Annotated in this window: 14 protein-coding genes and 3 tRNA genes; 16 read left to right on the forward strand and 1 reads right to left on the reverse strand. The window is 53.2% G+C overall.

Going from position 1 to position 14489, the window contains the following annotated elements; all coding sequences use genetic code 11:
- The first annotated feature begins 98 nt into the window (after positions 1 to 98).
- From ACJHXB_RS16590 to ACJHXB_RS16605, 4 genes are all read left to right on the forward strand, one after another.
- Positions 99 to 174, forward strand: a tRNA-Gly gene (locus tag ACJHXB_RS16590).
- Between the two features lie 157 nt (positions 175 to 331).
- Positions 332 to 407: transfer RNA gene (locus tag ACJHXB_RS16595), tRNA-Gly, on the forward strand.
- 35 nt (positions 408 to 442) lie between these two features.
- A tRNA-Gly gene (locus ACJHXB_RS16600) sits at positions 443 to 518 on the forward strand.
- 233 nt (positions 519 to 751) lie between these two features.
- On the forward strand, positions 752 to 805 hold the full coding sequence (locus ACJHXB_RS16605) for a hypothetical protein (protein WP_101679539.1): 54 nt from the start codon (positions 752 to 754) through the stop codon (positions 803 to 805).
- Here the strand turns inward: ACJHXB_RS16605 and queG are convergent.
- On the reverse strand, positions 788 to 1927 hold the full coding sequence (queG, locus tag ACJHXB_RS16610; protein ID WP_001468905.1) for a tRNA epoxyqueuosine(34) reductase QueG: 1140 nt from the start codon (positions 1925 to 1927) through the stop codon (positions 788 to 790). The two genes, ACJHXB_RS16605 and queG, sit on opposite strands and share 18 nt — an antisense overlap.
- On the opposite strand from queG, the gene nnr reads away from it, so the two are divergent.
- From nnr to nsrR, 12 genes are all read left to right on the forward strand, one after another.
- Positions 1926 to 3473: a bifunctional ADP-dependent NAD(P)H-hydrate dehydratase/NAD(P)H-hydrate epimerase gene (gene nnr, locus ACJHXB_RS16615; RefSeq protein WP_001468904.1), complete on the forward strand. Its 1548-nt coding sequence runs from the start codon at positions 1926 to 1928 to the stop codon at positions 3471 to 3473. The two genes, queG and nnr, sit on opposite strands and share 2 nt — an antisense overlap.
- Positions 3445 to 3906: a tRNA (adenosine(37)-N6)-threonylcarbamoyltransferase complex ATPase subunit type 1 TsaE gene (gene tsaE / locus ACJHXB_RS16620; RefSeq protein ID WP_000981977.1), complete on the forward strand. Its 462-nt coding sequence runs from the start codon at positions 3445 to 3447 to the stop codon at positions 3904 to 3906. The genes nnr and tsaE overlap by 29 nt, the downstream gene beginning before the upstream one ends.
- A gap of 18 nt (positions 3907 to 3924) precedes the next feature.
- Positions 3925 to 5262 (forward strand): N-acetylmuramoyl-L-alanine amidase AmiB, encoded by a 1338-nt coding sequence (gene amiB, locus ACJHXB_RS16625; RefSeq protein ID WP_000990271.1) that lies wholly within the window; start codon positions 3925 to 3927, stop codon positions 5260 to 5262.
- Positions 5263 to 5271: 9 nt separating this feature from the next.
- Complete coding sequence (mutL, locus tag ACJHXB_RS16630) at positions 5272 to 7119, forward strand: DNA mismatch repair endonuclease MutL (protein WP_001122471.1); 1848 nt, start codon at positions 5272 to 5274, stop codon at positions 7117 to 7119.
- Positions 7112 to 8062, forward strand: a complete 951-nt coding sequence (miaA, locus tag ACJHXB_RS16635) for a tRNA (adenosine(37)-N6)-dimethylallyltransferase MiaA (protein WP_001280339.1) — start codon at positions 7112 to 7114, stop codon at positions 8060 to 8062. Before mutL ends, miaA begins: the two co-directional genes overlap by 8 nt.
- An 85-nt stretch (positions 8063 to 8147) precedes the next feature.
- On the forward strand, positions 8148 to 8456 hold the full coding sequence (hfq, locus tag ACJHXB_RS16640; RefSeq protein ID WP_001051883.1) for an RNA chaperone Hfq: 309 nt from the start codon (positions 8148 to 8150) through the stop codon (positions 8454 to 8456).
- A gap of 76 nt (positions 8457 to 8532) precedes the next feature.
- Positions 8533 to 9813, forward strand: coding sequence for a ribosome rescue GTPase HflX (hflX, locus tag ACJHXB_RS16645; protein WP_000460360.1), 1281 nt, complete (start codon positions 8533 to 8535; stop codon positions 9811 to 9813).
- A gap of 85 nt (positions 9814 to 9898) precedes the next feature.
- The gene (gene hflK, locus ACJHXB_RS16650; protein ID WP_000312488.1) at positions 9899 to 11158 is read left to right on the forward strand and encodes an FtsH protease activity modulator HflK; all 1260 of its coding nucleotides are present in this window, start codon (positions 9899 to 9901) and stop codon (positions 11156 to 11158) included.
- A 2-nt stretch (positions 11159 to 11160) separates the two neighbouring features.
- Positions 11161 to 12165: a protease modulator HflC gene (hflC, locus tag ACJHXB_RS16655; protein ID WP_001232412.1), complete on the forward strand. Its 1005-nt coding sequence runs from the start codon at positions 11161 to 11163 to the stop codon at positions 12163 to 12165.
- A gap of 81 nt (positions 12166 to 12246) precedes the next feature.
- The gene (locus ACJHXB_RS16660) at positions 12247 to 12444 is read left to right on the forward strand and encodes a DUF2065 domain-containing protein (RefSeq protein ID WP_001089295.1); all 198 of its coding nucleotides are present in this window, start codon (positions 12247 to 12249) and stop codon (positions 12442 to 12444) included.
- A 103-nt stretch (positions 12445 to 12547) separates the two neighbouring features.
- Positions 12548 to 13846, forward strand: a complete 1299-nt coding sequence (purA, locus tag ACJHXB_RS16665) for an adenylosuccinate synthase (RefSeq protein WP_000527955.1) — start codon at positions 12548 to 12550, stop codon at positions 13844 to 13846.
- A gap of 204 nt (positions 13847 to 14050) precedes the next feature.
- Positions 14051 to 14476: a nitric oxide-sensing transcriptional repressor NsrR gene (gene nsrR / locus ACJHXB_RS16670; protein ID WP_001177639.1), complete on the forward strand. Its 426-nt coding sequence runs from the start codon at positions 14051 to 14053 to the stop codon at positions 14474 to 14476.
- The last annotated feature ends 13 nt before the right edge of the window (positions 14477 to 14489 follow it).

Below are 14489 nucleotides of genomic sequence, written 5' to 3' on the forward strand. Positions count from 1 at the left end.
TTTTTTAGGGGGGTTGCAGAGGGAAAGATTTCTCGTATAATGCGCCTCCCGTAACGACGCAGAAATGCGAAAATTACGAAAGCAAAATTAAGTAGTACGCGGGAATAGCTCAGTTGGTAGAGCACGACCTTGCCAAGGTCGGGGTCGCGAGTTCGAGTCTCGTTTCCCGCTCCAAAATTTGAAAAGTGCTGCAAAGCACAGACCACCCAATCGCAGTATTTCGAATTGCGACAAGGCGGCAACTGAACGAATCCTTGGGAGCTTACAAAAGTAAGTGACTAAGGTGAGTGAAGGCAGCCAAGGCAGTAGCGGTTCGAAAGACGAAGATTAAGCGGGAATAGCTCAGTTGGTAGAGCACGACCTTGCCAAGGTCGGGGTCGCGAGTTCGAGTCTCGTTTCCCGCTCCAAAATTTGAAAGTGCTGTAAAGCACAGACCACCCAAGCGGGAATAGCTCAGTTGGTAGAGCACGACCTTGCCAAGGTCGGGGTCGCGAGTTCGAGTCTCGTTTCCCGCTCCAAATTCTTCTCTCAATAAAATATCCACAGCGACGCGATGCGTTATTGCTGGTTTTTGTTGTCTCTGACAAACTCTTGTAAACAGAGTTATCCACAGTCTCAGGCTGTAATCTTAATTTCAAAGAAACTTCGCACGGTGAATGGTATTTTTTTAACTTATTGATATATAAGTTGAAAATTAAGATTCTGTTTTGTCGAGTCGATCACTTGACGATTTTATTCGTCTTGAATTGCAATGTGTTTTTATTTTTATTCACAAGCTGTGGATGAATCAGGCGTCACGCGGTAACCCTTTTTCAATCACCCGAACCAGACGCTGTTTTTTCGGTAATTGCACTTCGACTATGCACGCATTTCGTCTCTCGATTTGCTGCGCAATCGCCCACGCTATGTGCTCATCAAGAAGTGGGTGCTCACCTTTACGACTTTCCAGCGCTGTCAAAATCGTTTCATCCCAGGGGGCATTGCCTAATGCTACGGCGATATTACGCAGCCAACGCAGGTGACCTATACGGCGAATCGCCGAACCTTCCGTGACTTTTAAAAACTTCTCTTCGCTCCAGGCGAATAACTCAATGAGTTCCGGAGCGTGTAGCGGCTTACGCGGGCTGAAATCGTCTTCTGTAGTGAGTTGCGAATAGCGATTCCACGGGCAGATAAGCTGGCAGTCATCGCAACCATAAATACGGTTTCCCATTAACGGTCGCAACTCTTCCGGGATCGCCCCTTCCAGTTCGATGGTGAGATAAGAGATACAGCGGCGAGCATCGACGGTATATGGTTCGACGATGGCTCCGGTCGGGCAAATCGTCATACAGGCCACGCATTTACCGCATCCTTCCTCGACCGGTTGATCCACGGGCAGAGGAATATCGACCAGCAATTCGCCTAAAAAGAAGAACGAACCAGCCTCGCGATTGAGGATAAGTGAGTGCTTACCTGTCCAGCCGAGTCCTGCTTTTTCAGCTAACGGACGCTCGAGAATAGGCGCAGAATCGACAAACGGTCTAAAATTCAGCGAAACACAATGTTGCTGAATCATCTCGCCCAGCTTTTTGAGTCGGTTGCGCAGAAGTTTGTGATAGTCACGGCCCAGCGCATAACGGCTCACATAGCCGAGCTTGGGGTTTTTCAGCGTGCTGGCAAATGCGGCGTTAGCAGGAAGGTAATTCATCCGCACGCTGATCACGCGCAGCGTACCGGGCAATAATTCGTGAGGACGAGCACGCAGCATACCGTGACGCGCCATCCAGTCCATTTCGCCGTGGTATTGTTTGTCCAGCCATGCTTGCAGTTTGGGCTCGGACGCGCTGAGATCGGTATCGGTAATACCTACCTGCTGAAAGCCCAGTTCCAGCCCCCACTGTTTAATTTTTTGCGCTAACTGATTGAGATCGAGGGGCTCTGACATGACGGACCATACAATGAAGAAAAACCCCGTAAGTATACCACACACCGTCTGGTACGCCGACGATATCCGCCGCGGAGAACGCGAGGCGGCAGATGCGCTGGGGCTCACTCTCTATGAGCTGATGCTTCGCGCTGGCGAAGCCGCATTCCAGGTGTGTCGTTCGGCTTATCCTGACGCCCGCCACTGGCTGGTGCTGTGCGGTCATGGTAATAACGGCGGCGATGGCTACGTGGTCGCGCGGCTGGCCAAAGCGGTCGGCATTGAGGTTACGCTGCTGACCCAGGAAAGTGACAAACCGTTGCCGGAAGAGGCCGCGCTGGCACGTGAAGCATGGTTAAACGCGGGAGGCGAGATCCATGCGTCGAATATTGTCTGGCCCGAGTCGGTAGATCTGATTGTTGATGCGCTGCTCGGTACCGGCTTGCAGCAAGCGCCCCGTGAATCCATTAGCCAGTTAATCGACCACACTAATTCCCATCCTGCGCCGATTGTGGCGGTTGATATCCCTTCCGGCCTGCTGGCTGAAACCGGCGCTACGCCAGGCGCGGTGATCAACGCCGATCACACCATCACTTTTATTGCGCTGAAACCAGGCTTGCTCACTGGAAAAGCGCGGGATGTTACCGGACAACTGCATTTTGACTCACTGGGGCTGGATAGCTGGCTGGCAGGTCAGGAGACGAAAATTCAGCGGTTTTCGGCAGAACAACTTTCTCACTGGCTGAAACCGCGTCGCCCGACTTCGCATAAAGGCGATCACGGGCGGCTGGTGATTATCGGTGGCGATCACGGCACGGCGGGGGCTATTCGTATGACGGGGGAAGCGGCGCTGCGTGCTGGTGCTGGTTTAGTCCGAGTGCTGACCCGCAGTGAGAACATTGCGCCGCTGCTGACTGCACGACCGGAATTGATGGTACATGAACTGACTATGGACTCTCTTACCGAAAGCCTGGAATGGGCCGATGTGGTGGTGATTGGTCCCGGACTGGGCCAGCAAGAGTGGGGGAAAAAAGCCCTGCAAAAAGTTGAGAATTTTCGCAAACCGATGTTGTGGGATGCCGATGCATTGAACCTGCTGGCAATCAATCCCGATAAGCGTCACAATCGCGTGATCACGCCGCATCCTGGCGAAGCCGCGCGGTTGTTGGGCTGTTCCGTAGCAGAGATTGAAAGTGACCGCTTACATTTCGCCCAACGTCTGGTACAACGTTATGGCGGCGTCGCGGTGCTGAAAGGTGCAGGAACCGTGGTCGCCGCCCATCCTGACGCTTTAGGCATTATTGATGTCGGAAATGCAGGCATGGCGAGCGGCGGTATGGGCGATGTGCTCTCTGGTATTATTGGCGCATTGCTTGGGCAAAAACTGTCGCCGTATGATGCAGCCTGTGCGGGCTGTGTCGCGCACGGTGCGGCAGCTGACGTACTGGCGGTGCGTTTTGGAACGCGCGGGATGCTGGCAACCGATCTCTTTTCCACGCTACAGCGTATTGTTAACCCGGAAGTGACTGATAAAAACCATGATGAATCGAGTAATTCCGCTCCCTGATGAGCAGGCAACATTAGACCTGGGCGAGCGGGTAGCGAAAGCCTGCGATGGCGCAACCGTAATCTATCTGTATGGCGATTTAGGCGCAGGTAAAACCACCTTTAGCCGGGGCTTTTTACAGGCTTTGGGCCATCAGGGTAATGTCAAAAGCCCCACTTATACGCTGGTCGAACCCTATACGCTCGACAACTTAATGGTTTATCACTTTGATTTGTACCGCCTTGCCGATCCCGAGGAGCTGGAGTTTATGGGGATCCGCGATTATTTTGCCAACGATGCCATCTGCCTGGTGGAGTGGCCACAACAAGGTACAGGTGTTCTTCCTGACCCGGATGTCGAAATACACATTGATTATCAGGCACAAGGCCGTGAGGCGCGCGTGAGTGCGGTTTCCTCTGCGGGTGAATTGTTGCTGGCGCGTTTAGCCGGTTAACCTTTGAAAGGTGGCGGGATGATGTATCGCATCAGAAATTGGTTGGTAGCGACGTTGCTGCTGCTGTGCGCGCCGGTGGGTGCCGCGACGCTCTCTGATATTCAGGTTTCTAACGGCAATCAACAGGCGCGGATAACGTTGAGTTTTATTGGCGATCCTGATTATGCGTTTAGCCATCAAAGCAAACGCACCGTGGCGCTCGATATCAAACAAACGGGCGTGATTCAGGGGCTGCCGTTGTTGTTTAGCGGCAATAATCTGGTGAAGGCGATTCGCTCTGGAACGCCTAAAGATGCACAAACGCTACGGCTGGTGGTCGATCTTACCGAAAACGGTAAAACCGAAGCGGTGAAGCGGCAGAATGGCAGCAATTACACTGTTGTCTTTACGATTAACGCCGATGTGCCGCCACCGCCTCCTCCGCCGCCTGTGGTTGCGAAACGCGTTGAAACGCCTGCGGTTGTCGCACCGCGCGTCAGCGAACCGGCGCGCAATCCGTTTAAAACGGAAAGTAACCGCACTACAGGTGTTATCAGCAGTAATACGGTAACGCGTCCGGCAGCGCGCGCGACGGCTAACACTGGCGATAAAATTATCATCGCTATTGATGCAGGACACGGCGGTCAGGACCCTGGCGCTATCGGCCCCGGTGGTACGCGGGAGAAAAATGTCACCATCGCCATTGCGCGTAAATTACGTACCTTGCTCAATGACGATCCGATGTTTAAAGGCGTTTTAACTCGTGATGGGGATTACTTTATTTCGGTGATGGGGCGCAGCGATGTGGCACGTAAGCAAAACGCCAATTTCCTCGTGTCGATTCACGCTGATGCCGCACCAAACCGCAGTGCGACTGGCGCTTCCGTATGGGTGCTCTCTAACCGTCGTGCAAACAGCGAGATGGCAAGCTGGCTGGAACAGCATGAGAAACAGTCGGAGCTATTGGGCGGAGCGGGCGATGTGCTGGCGAACAGTCAGTCTGACCCCTATTTAAGCCAGGCGGTGCTGGATTTACAGTTCGGTCATTCCCAGCGGGTAGGGTATGATGTAGCGACCAGTATGATCAGTCAGTTGCAACGCATTGGCGAAATTCATAAACGTCGACCAGAACACGCCAGCCTTGGCGTTCTGCGTTCGCCGGATATCCCATCAGTACTGGTCGAAACCGGTTTTATCAGCAACAACAGCGAAGAACGTTTGCTGGCGAGCGACGATTACCAACAACAGCTGGCAGAAGCCATTTATAAAGGCCTGCGCAATTATTTCCTTGCGCATCCGATGCAATCTGCGCCGCAGGGTGCAACGGCACAAACGGCCAGTACGGTGACGACGCCAGATCGCACGCTGCCAAACTAAGGACGATTGATGCCAATTCAGGTCTTACCGCCACAACTGGCGAACCAGATTGCCGCAGGTGAGGTGGTCGAGCGACCTGCGTCGGTAGTCAAAGAACTGGTGGAAAACAGCCTCGATGCAGGTGCGACGCGTATCGATATTGATATCGAACGCGGTGGGGCGAAACTTATCCGCATTCGTGATAACGGCTGCGGTATCAAAAAAGATGAGCTGGCGCTGGCGCTGGCTCGTCATGCCACCAGTAAAATCGCCTCTCTGGACGATCTCGAAGCCATTATCAGCCTGGGCTTTCGCGGTGAGGCTCTGGCGAGTATCAGTTCGGTTTCCCGCCTGACGCTCACTTCACGTACCGCAGAACAGCAGGAAGCCTGGCAGGCCTATGCCGAAGGGCGCGATATGGACGTGACGGTAAAACCGGCGGCGCATCCTGTGGGAACAACGCTGGAGGTGCTGGATCTGTTCTACAACACCCCGGCGCGGCGCAAATTCCTGCGCACCGAGAAAACCGAATTTAACCATATCGATGAAATTATTCGCCGCATTGCGCTGGCGCGTTTCGACGTCACGATCAACCTGTCGCATAACGGTAAAATTGTGCGTCAGTACCGCGCAGTGCCGGAAGGCGGGCAAAAAGAACGGCGCTTAGGCGCGATTTGCGGCACCGCTTTTCTCGAACAAGCGCTGGCGATTGAATGGCAACACGGCGATCTTACGCTGCGCGGCTGGGTGGCAGATCCGAATCACACCACGCCCGCACTGGCGGAAATTCAGTATTGCTATGTGAATGGTCGCATGATGCGCGATCGCCTGATCAATCACGCGATCCGCCAGGCCTGTGAAGACAAACTGGGGGCCGATCAGCAACCGGCATTTGTGCTGTATCTGGAGATCGACCCACATCAGGTGGACGTCAACGTGCACCCTGCCAAACACGAAGTGCGTTTCCATCAGTCGCGTCTGGTGCATGATTTTATCTATCAGGGCGTGCTGAGCGTGCTACAACAGCAACTGGAAACGCCGCTACCGCTGGACGATGAACCACAACCTGCACCGCGCGCCATCCCGGAAAACCGCGTGGCGGCGGGGCGCAATCATTTTGCTGAACCGGCAGTTCGTGAGCCAGTAGCTCCGCGTTACACTCCTGCGCCCGCCTCAGGCAGTCGTCCGGCTGCCCCCTGGCCGAATGCGCAGCCAGGTTACCAGAAACAGCAAGGTGAAGTGTATCGCCAGCTTTTGCAAACGCCCGCGCCGATGCAAAAACCAAAAGCGCCAGAACCGCAGGAACCTGCACTTGCGGCGAACAGTCAGAGTTTTGGTCGGGTACTGACTATCGTCCATTCCGACTGTGCGTTGCTGGAGCGCGACGGCAACATTTCACTTTTAGCCTTGCCAGTGGCAGAACGTTGGCTGCGTCAGGCGCAACTGACGCCGGGTGAAGCGCCAGTTTGCGCCCAGCCGTTGCTGATTCCGCTGCGGCTAAAAGTTTCTGGTGAAGAAAAATCGGCATTAGAAAAAGCGCAGTCTGCCCTGGCGGAATTGGGTATTGATTTCCAGTCAGATGCACAGCATGTGACCATCAGGGCCGTGCCTTTACCCTTACGCCAACAAAATTTACAAATCTTGATTCCTGAACTGATAGGCTACCTGGCGAAGCAGTCCGTATTCGAACCTGGCAATATTGCGCAGTGGATTGCACGAAATCTGATGAGCGAACATGCGCAGTGGTCAATGGCGCAGGCCATAACCCTGCTGGCGGACGTGGAACGGTTATGTCCGCAACTTGTGAAAACGCCGCCGGGTGGTCTGTTACAATCTGTTGATTTACATCCGGCGATAAAAGCCCTGAAAGATGAGTGATATCAGTAAGGCGAGCCTGCCTAAGGCGATTTTTTTGATGGGGCCGACGGCCTCCGGTAAAACGGCGTTAGCCATTGAGCTGCGTAAAATTTTACCAGTAGAGTTGATAAGCGTTGATTCTGCCCTTATTTACAAAGGGATGGATATCGGGACGGCGAAGCCGAACGCTGAAGAGTTACTCGCCGCGCCGCACCGATTGCTGGATATTCGCGATCCGTCGCAGGCTTACTCGGCTGCTGATTTTCGCCGCGATGCGCTGGCGGAAATGGCCGATATCACCGCAGCGGGGCGGATCCCACTGTTAGTGGGCGGTACGATGTTGTATTTCAAGGCATTGCTGGAAGGGTTGTCGCCGCTACCGTCGGCAGACCCGGAAGTGCGGGCCAGAATTGAGCAACAGGCGGCAGAGCAAGGTTGGGAGTCATTGCATCGTCAACTTCAGGAGATCGATCCGGTTGCGGCAGCAAGGATTCATCCAAATGATCCACAAAGGCTTTCCCGGGCACTGGAAGTTTTTTTCATTTCGGGTAAAACTTTAACGGAACTGACGCAAACGTCAGGAGACGCTCTACCGTATCAGGTGCATCAGTTCGCCATCGCCCCGGCGAGCCGTGAACTGCTCCATCAACGAATTGAGCAGCGTTTTCATCAGATGTTGGCTTCAGGTTTTGAAGCAGAAGTCCGGGCGCTTTTTGCCCGAGGAGATTTGCATACGGATTTGCCTTCCATTCGTTGCGTGGGTTATCGCCAGATGTGGTCTTACCTTGAAGGCGAAATCTCATACGATGAAATGGTTTATCGAGGTGTTTGCGCCACGAGACAGTTGGCGAAGCGGCAGATAACCTGGCTGCGTGGTTGGGAAGGGGTTCACTGGCTTGACAGTGAAAAACCAGAACAGGCGCGTGATGAAGTATTACAGGTTGTTGGTGCTATCGCAGGCTGAATGTGTACAATTGAGACGTATCGTGCGCAATTTTTTCAGAATCGAAAGGTTCAAAGTACAAATAAGCATATAAGGAAAAGAGAGAATGGCTAAGGGGCAATCTTTACAAGATCCGTTCCTGAACGCACTGCGTCGGGAACGTGTTCCAGTTTCTATTTATTTGGTGAATGGTATTAAGCTGCAAGGGCAAATCGAGTCTTTTGATCAGTTCGTGATCCTGTTGAAAAACACGGTCAGCCAGATGGTTTACAAGCACGCGATTTCTACTGTTGTCCCGTCTCGCCCGGTTTCTCATCACAGTAACAACGCCGGTGGCGGTACCAGCAGTAACTACCATCATGGTAGCAGCGCGCAGAATACTTCCGCGCAACAGGACAGCGAAGAAACCGAATAAGGTTTCGGGCTGTTTTTTTTACACGGGGAGCCAGCGATCCTGCGTTCCCCGCTGATCTATTTAGAGGGTTATACGCTTGTTTGACCGTTATGATGCTGGTGAGCAGGCGGTACTGGTACACATCTATTTTACGCAAGACAAAGATATGGAAGACCTCCAGGAGTTTGAATCTCTGGTCTCTTCCGCCGGTGTCGAAGCATTGCAGGTGATTACCGGTAGCCGTAAAGCGCCGCACCCAAAGTATTTTGTAGGTGAAGGTAAAGCAGTTGAAATTGCGGAAGCTGTCAAAGCGACGGGTGCTTCGGTCGTTCTTTTTGACCATGCCCTGAGCCCGGCGCAAGAGCGTAACCTGGAGCGTTTGTGCGAGTGTCGTGTCATCGACCGCACCGGCCTTATTTTAGATATTTTCGCCCAACGTGCGCGTACCCATGAGGGTAAGTTGCAGGTTGAGCTGGCGCAGCTGCGCCATCTGGCTACGCGCCTGGTGCGTGGCTGGACCCACCTTGAAAGACAGAAAGGCGGGATAGGTTTGCGTGGTCCGGGTGAAACCCAGCTCGAAACCGACCGTCGTTTGTTGCGTAATCGCATCGTGCAGATACAGTCGCGCCTGGAAAGAGTTGAAAAGCAGCGTGAGCAGGGGCGGCAATCGCGTATCAAAGCCGACGTTCCTACTGTTTCGCTGGTGGGATATACCAACGCCGGTAAATCTACCCTTTTCAATCGCATCACCGAAGCGCGGGTCTACGCGGCAGACCAGTTGTTTGCCACCCTCGACCCGACGTTGCGGCGTATTGACGTCGCAGATGTCGGTGAAACCGTGTTGGCAGATACCGTAGGGTTTATTCGCCACCTGCCGCACGATCTGGTGGCGGCATTTAAAGCCACGTTACAAGAGACGCGGCAAGCCACATTGCTGCTGCACGTCATTGATGCGGCGGATGTACGTGTACAAGAAAACATCGAAGCGGTGAATACGGTTCTTGAAGAGATCGACGCTCACGAGATCCCAACCCTGCTGGTGATGAACAAGATCGATATGCTGGAAGATTTCGAACCGCGTATTGATCGGGACGAAGAGAACAAACCGATCCGTGTCTGGCTTTCCGCACAGACCGGAGCGGGGATACCACAGCTTTTTCAGGCTTTGACGGAGCGGCTTTCCGGCGAGGTGGCGCAGCATACATTGCGTCTGCCACCGCAGGAAGGGCGTTTGAGAAGTCGTTTTTATCAGCTTCAGGCAATAGAAAAAGAGTGGATGGAGGAGGACGGCAGCGTAAGTCTGCAAGTTCGTATGCCGATCGTTGACTGGCGTCGCCTCTGTAAACAAGAACCGGCGTTGATCGATTACCTGATCTAACGGCGTAGCGTCTGAAGCGTGGAGTCATATCCTCTGGCGTCGAAAGACAACAGGGATCACCGCATAACAAATATGGAGCACAAACATGGCGTGGAATCAGCCCGGTAATAACGGACAAGACCGCGACCCGTGGGGAAGCAGCAAACCTGGCGGCAACTCTGAGGGAAATGGAAACAAAGGCGGTCGCGATCAAGGGCCACCTGATTTAGATGATATCTTCCGCAAGCTGAGCAAAAAGCTCGGTGGTCTGGGCGGCGGTAAAGGCACCGGATCTGGCGGTGGCAGTTCATCGCAAGGCCCGCGCCCGCAGCTTGGCGGTCGTGTCGTTACCATCGCAGCGGCAGCGATTGTCATTATCTGGGCGGCCAGTGGTTTCTATACCATTAAAGAAGCCGAACGTGGCGTGGTAACACGCTTTGGTAAATTCAGCCATCTGGTTGAGCCGGGTCTGAACTGGAAACCGACGTTTATCGACGAAGTCAAACCGGTGAACGTGGAAGCCGTGCGTGAACTGGCCGCTTCTGGTGTGATGCTGACGTCGGACGAGAACGTAGTGCGCGTTGAGATGAACGTGCAGTACCGCGTCACCAATCCGGAAAAATATCTGTATAGCGTGACCAGCCCGGATGACAGCCTGCGTCAGGCTACCGACAGCGCCCTGCGTGGGGTTATCGGTAAATACACCATGGACCGCATTCTGACGGAAGGTCGCACCGTGATTCGTAGCGATACTCAGCGCGAACTGGAAGAGACGATTCGTCCGTATGACATGGGTATCACGCTGCTGGACGTCAACTTCCAGGCAGCTCGTCCGCCGGAAGAAGTAAAAGCGGCGTTTGACGATGCGATTGCCGCGCGTGAAAACGAACAGCAATACATTCGTGAAGCAGAAGCGTATACCAACGAAGTTCAGCCGCGTGCGAACGGTCAGGCGCAACGTATCCTCGAAGAGGCGCGTGCATACAAGGCCCAGACCATCCTGGAAGCTCAGGGTGAAGTGGCGCGCTTTGCTAAACTTCTGCCGGAATATAAAGCCGCGCCGGAAATTACTCGCGAGCGTCTGTATATCGAGACGATGGAAAAAGTGTTGGGCAACACCCGCAAAGTGCTGGTTAACGATAAAGGTGGCAACCTGATGGTTCTGCCGTTAGACCAGATGCTGAAAGGTGGTAACGCCCCTGCGGCGAAGAGCGATAACGGTGCCAGCAATCTGCTGCGTCTGCCGCCAGCCTCTTCCTCCACAACCAGTGGAGCAAGCAACACGTCGTCCACCAGTCAGGGCGATATTATGGACCAACGCCGCGCCAACGCGCAGCGTAACGACTACCAGCGTCAGGGGGAATAACGATGCGTAAGTCAGTTATCGCGATTATCATCATCGTGCTGGTAGTGCTTTACATGTCTGTCTTTGTCGTCAAAGAAGGTGAGCGCGGTATTACGCTGCGTTTTGGTAAGGTACTGCGTGACGATGACAACAAACCTCTGGTTTATGAGCCGGGTCTGCATTTCAAGATACCGTTCATTGAAACGGTGAAAATGCTCGACGCACGTATTCAGACAATGGACAACCAGGCCGACCGCTTTGTGACCAAAGAGAAGAAAGACCTGATCGTCGACTCTTACATCAAATGGCGCATCAGCGATTTCAGCCGTTACTACCTGGCAACGGGCGGTGGCGACATTTCGCAAGCGGAAGTGCTGTTGAAACGTAAGTTCTCTGACCGTCTGCGTTCTGAAATTGGTCGCCTGGACGTGAAAGATATCGTCACCGATTCCCGTGGTCGTCTGACCCTCGAAGTACGTGACGCGCTGAACTCCGGTTCTGCGGGTACAGAAGATGAAGTTACTACCCCGGCAGCAGATAACGCCATTGCCGAAGCGGCAGAGCGCGTAACGGCTGAGACGAAGGGCAAAGTTCCGGTCATCAACCCGAACAGTATGGCGGCGCTGGGTATTGAAGTTGTCGATGTGCGTATCAAGCAGATCAACCTGCCGACCGAAGTGTCTGAAGCGATCTACAACCGTATGCGCGCCGAGCGTGAAGCGGTAGCGCGTCGTCACCGTTCACAAGGTCAGGAAGAAGCGGAAAAACTGCGCGCGACTGCCGACTATGAAGTGACCAGAACGCTGGCAGAAGCTGAGCGTCAGGGCCGCATCATGCGTGGTGAAGGCGATGCAGAAGCAGCCAAACTGTTTGCTGATGCATTCAGTAAAGATCCGGACTTCTACGCATTTATCCGTAGCCTGCGTGCTTATGAGAACAGCTTCTCTGGCAATCAGGACGTGATGGTCATGAGCCCGGATAGCGATTTCTTCCGCTACATGAAGACGCCGACTTCCGCAACGCGTTAATATAACGACTGCGGTACAGGTCAATAAAGCCACCGCATCCTCAGGGATGTCGGTGGTTTTCTTTTTCTATAAGGATAATCAATGAATTCGACAATCTGGCTGGCGCTTGCCCTGGTTTTGGTGCTGGAAGGTTTAGGGCCGATGCTTTACCCGAAGGCATGGAAGAAGATGATCTCTGCGATGACCAATTTGCCCGATAATATTTTACGTCGTTTTGGCGGTGGACTTGTGGTTGCGGGCGTTGTGGTCTACTACATGTTGAGGAAAACGATTGGCTGAACAAAAAACAGACTGATCGAGGTCATTTTTGAGTGCAAAAAGTGCTGTAACTCTGAAAAAGCGATGGTAGAATCCATTTTTAAGCAAACGGTGATTTTGAAAAATGGGTAACAACGTCGTCGTACTGGGCACCCAATGGGGTGACGAAGGTAAAGGTAAGATCGTCGATCTTCTGACTGAACGGGCTAAATATGTTGTACGCTACCAGGGCGGTCACAACGCAGGCCATACTCTCGTAATCAACGGTGAAAAAACCGTTCTCCATCTTATTCCATCAGGTATTCTCCGCGAGAATGTAACCAGCATCATCGGTAACGGTGTTGTGCTGTCTCCGGCCGCGCTGATGAAAGAGATGAAAGAACTGGAAGACCGTGGCATCCCCGTTCGTGAGCGTCTGCTGCTGTCTGAAGCATGTCCGCTGATCCTTGATTATCACGTTGCGCTGGATAACGCGCGTGAGAAAGCGCGTGGCGCGAAAGCGATCGGCACCACCGGTCGTGGTATCGGGCCTGCTTATGAAGATAAAGTGGCACGTCGCGGTCTGCGTGTTGGCGACCTTTTCGACAAAGAAACCTTCGCTGAAAAACTGAAAGAAGTGATGGAATATCACAACTTCCAGTTGGTTAACTACTACAAAGCTGAAGCGGTTGATTACCAGAAAGTTCTGGATGATACGATGGCTGTTGCCGACATCCTGACTTCTATGGTGGTTGACGTTTCTGACCTGCTCGACCAGGCGCGTCAGCGTGGCGATTTCGTCATGTTCGAAGGTGCTCAGGGTACGCTGCTGGATATCGACCACGGTACTTATCCGTACGTAACTTCTTCCAACACCACTGCTGGTGGCGTGGCGACCGGTTCCGGCCTGGGCCCGCGTTATGTTGATTACGTTCTGGGTATCCTCAAAGCTTACTCCACTCGTGTGGGTGCAGGTCCGTTCCCGACTGAACTGTTTGATGAAACTGGCGAGTTCCTCTGCAAGCAGGGTAACGAATTCGGCGCAACTACGGGTCGTCGTCGTCGTACCGGCTGGCTGGACACCGTTGCCGTTCGTCGTGCGGTACAGCTGAACTCCCTGTCTGGCTTCTGCCTGACCAAGCTGGACGTTCTGGATGGCCTGAAAGAGGTGAAACTCTGCGTGGCTTACCGTATGCCGGATGGTCGTGAAGTGACTACCACTCCGCTGGCAGCTGACGACTGGAAAGGTGTAGAGCCGATTTACGAAACCATGCCGGGCTGGTCTGAATCCACCTTCGGCGTGAAAGATCGTAGCGGCCTGCCGCAGGCGGCGCTGAACTACATCAAGCGTATTGAAGAGCTGACCGGTGTGCCGATCGATATCATCTCTACCGGTCCGGATCGTACTGAAACCATGATTCTGCGCGACCCGTTCGACGCGTAATTCTGGTACGCCTGGCAGATATTTTGCCTGCCGGGCTAACAGTGTGATACATTGCTGTGTCGGTTAAGCCATTACGCTTTCCGACACAGTGTTAAATCCTCGCTTTTTTCCTTCCCCGAACTGAAATAAATTAGCGACACAGCTTGTGGCTGGTTTATCATCAATATAAATGTATTTTTTCCCGATTTCCCTTTTGAGGTTGATGTGCAGTTAACGAGTTTCACTGATTACGGATTACGTGCGCTGATCTACATGGCGTCATTGCCAGAAGGGCGGATGACCAGTATTTCTGAAGTGACTGACGTCTACGGCGTCTCCCGTAATCATATGGTCAAAATAATCAATCAACTTAGTCGTGCCGGCTACGTGACTGCTGTTCGTGGAAAAAATGGCGGCATTCGTCTGGGTAAACCGGCGAGTGCGATACGTATTGGTGATGTGGTGCGCGAGCTGGAGCCCTTATCGCTGGTGAATTGCAGCAGTGAGTTTTGCCACATTACACCTGCCTGTCGGTTGAAACAGGCACTTTCTAAGGCCGTGCAAAGTTTTCTTACGGAACTGGATAACTACACGCTTGCCGATTTGGTTGAAGAGAATCAACCGCTTTATAAATTATTGCTGGTGGAGTGACGAAAATCTTCAT

The organism is Escherichia sp. WS3227_2 (assembly GCF_046486495.1).
In the GTDB taxonomy this organism is placed as follows: domain Bacteria; phylum Pseudomonadota; class Gammaproteobacteria; order Enterobacterales; family Enterobacteriaceae; genus Escherichia; species Escherichia coli.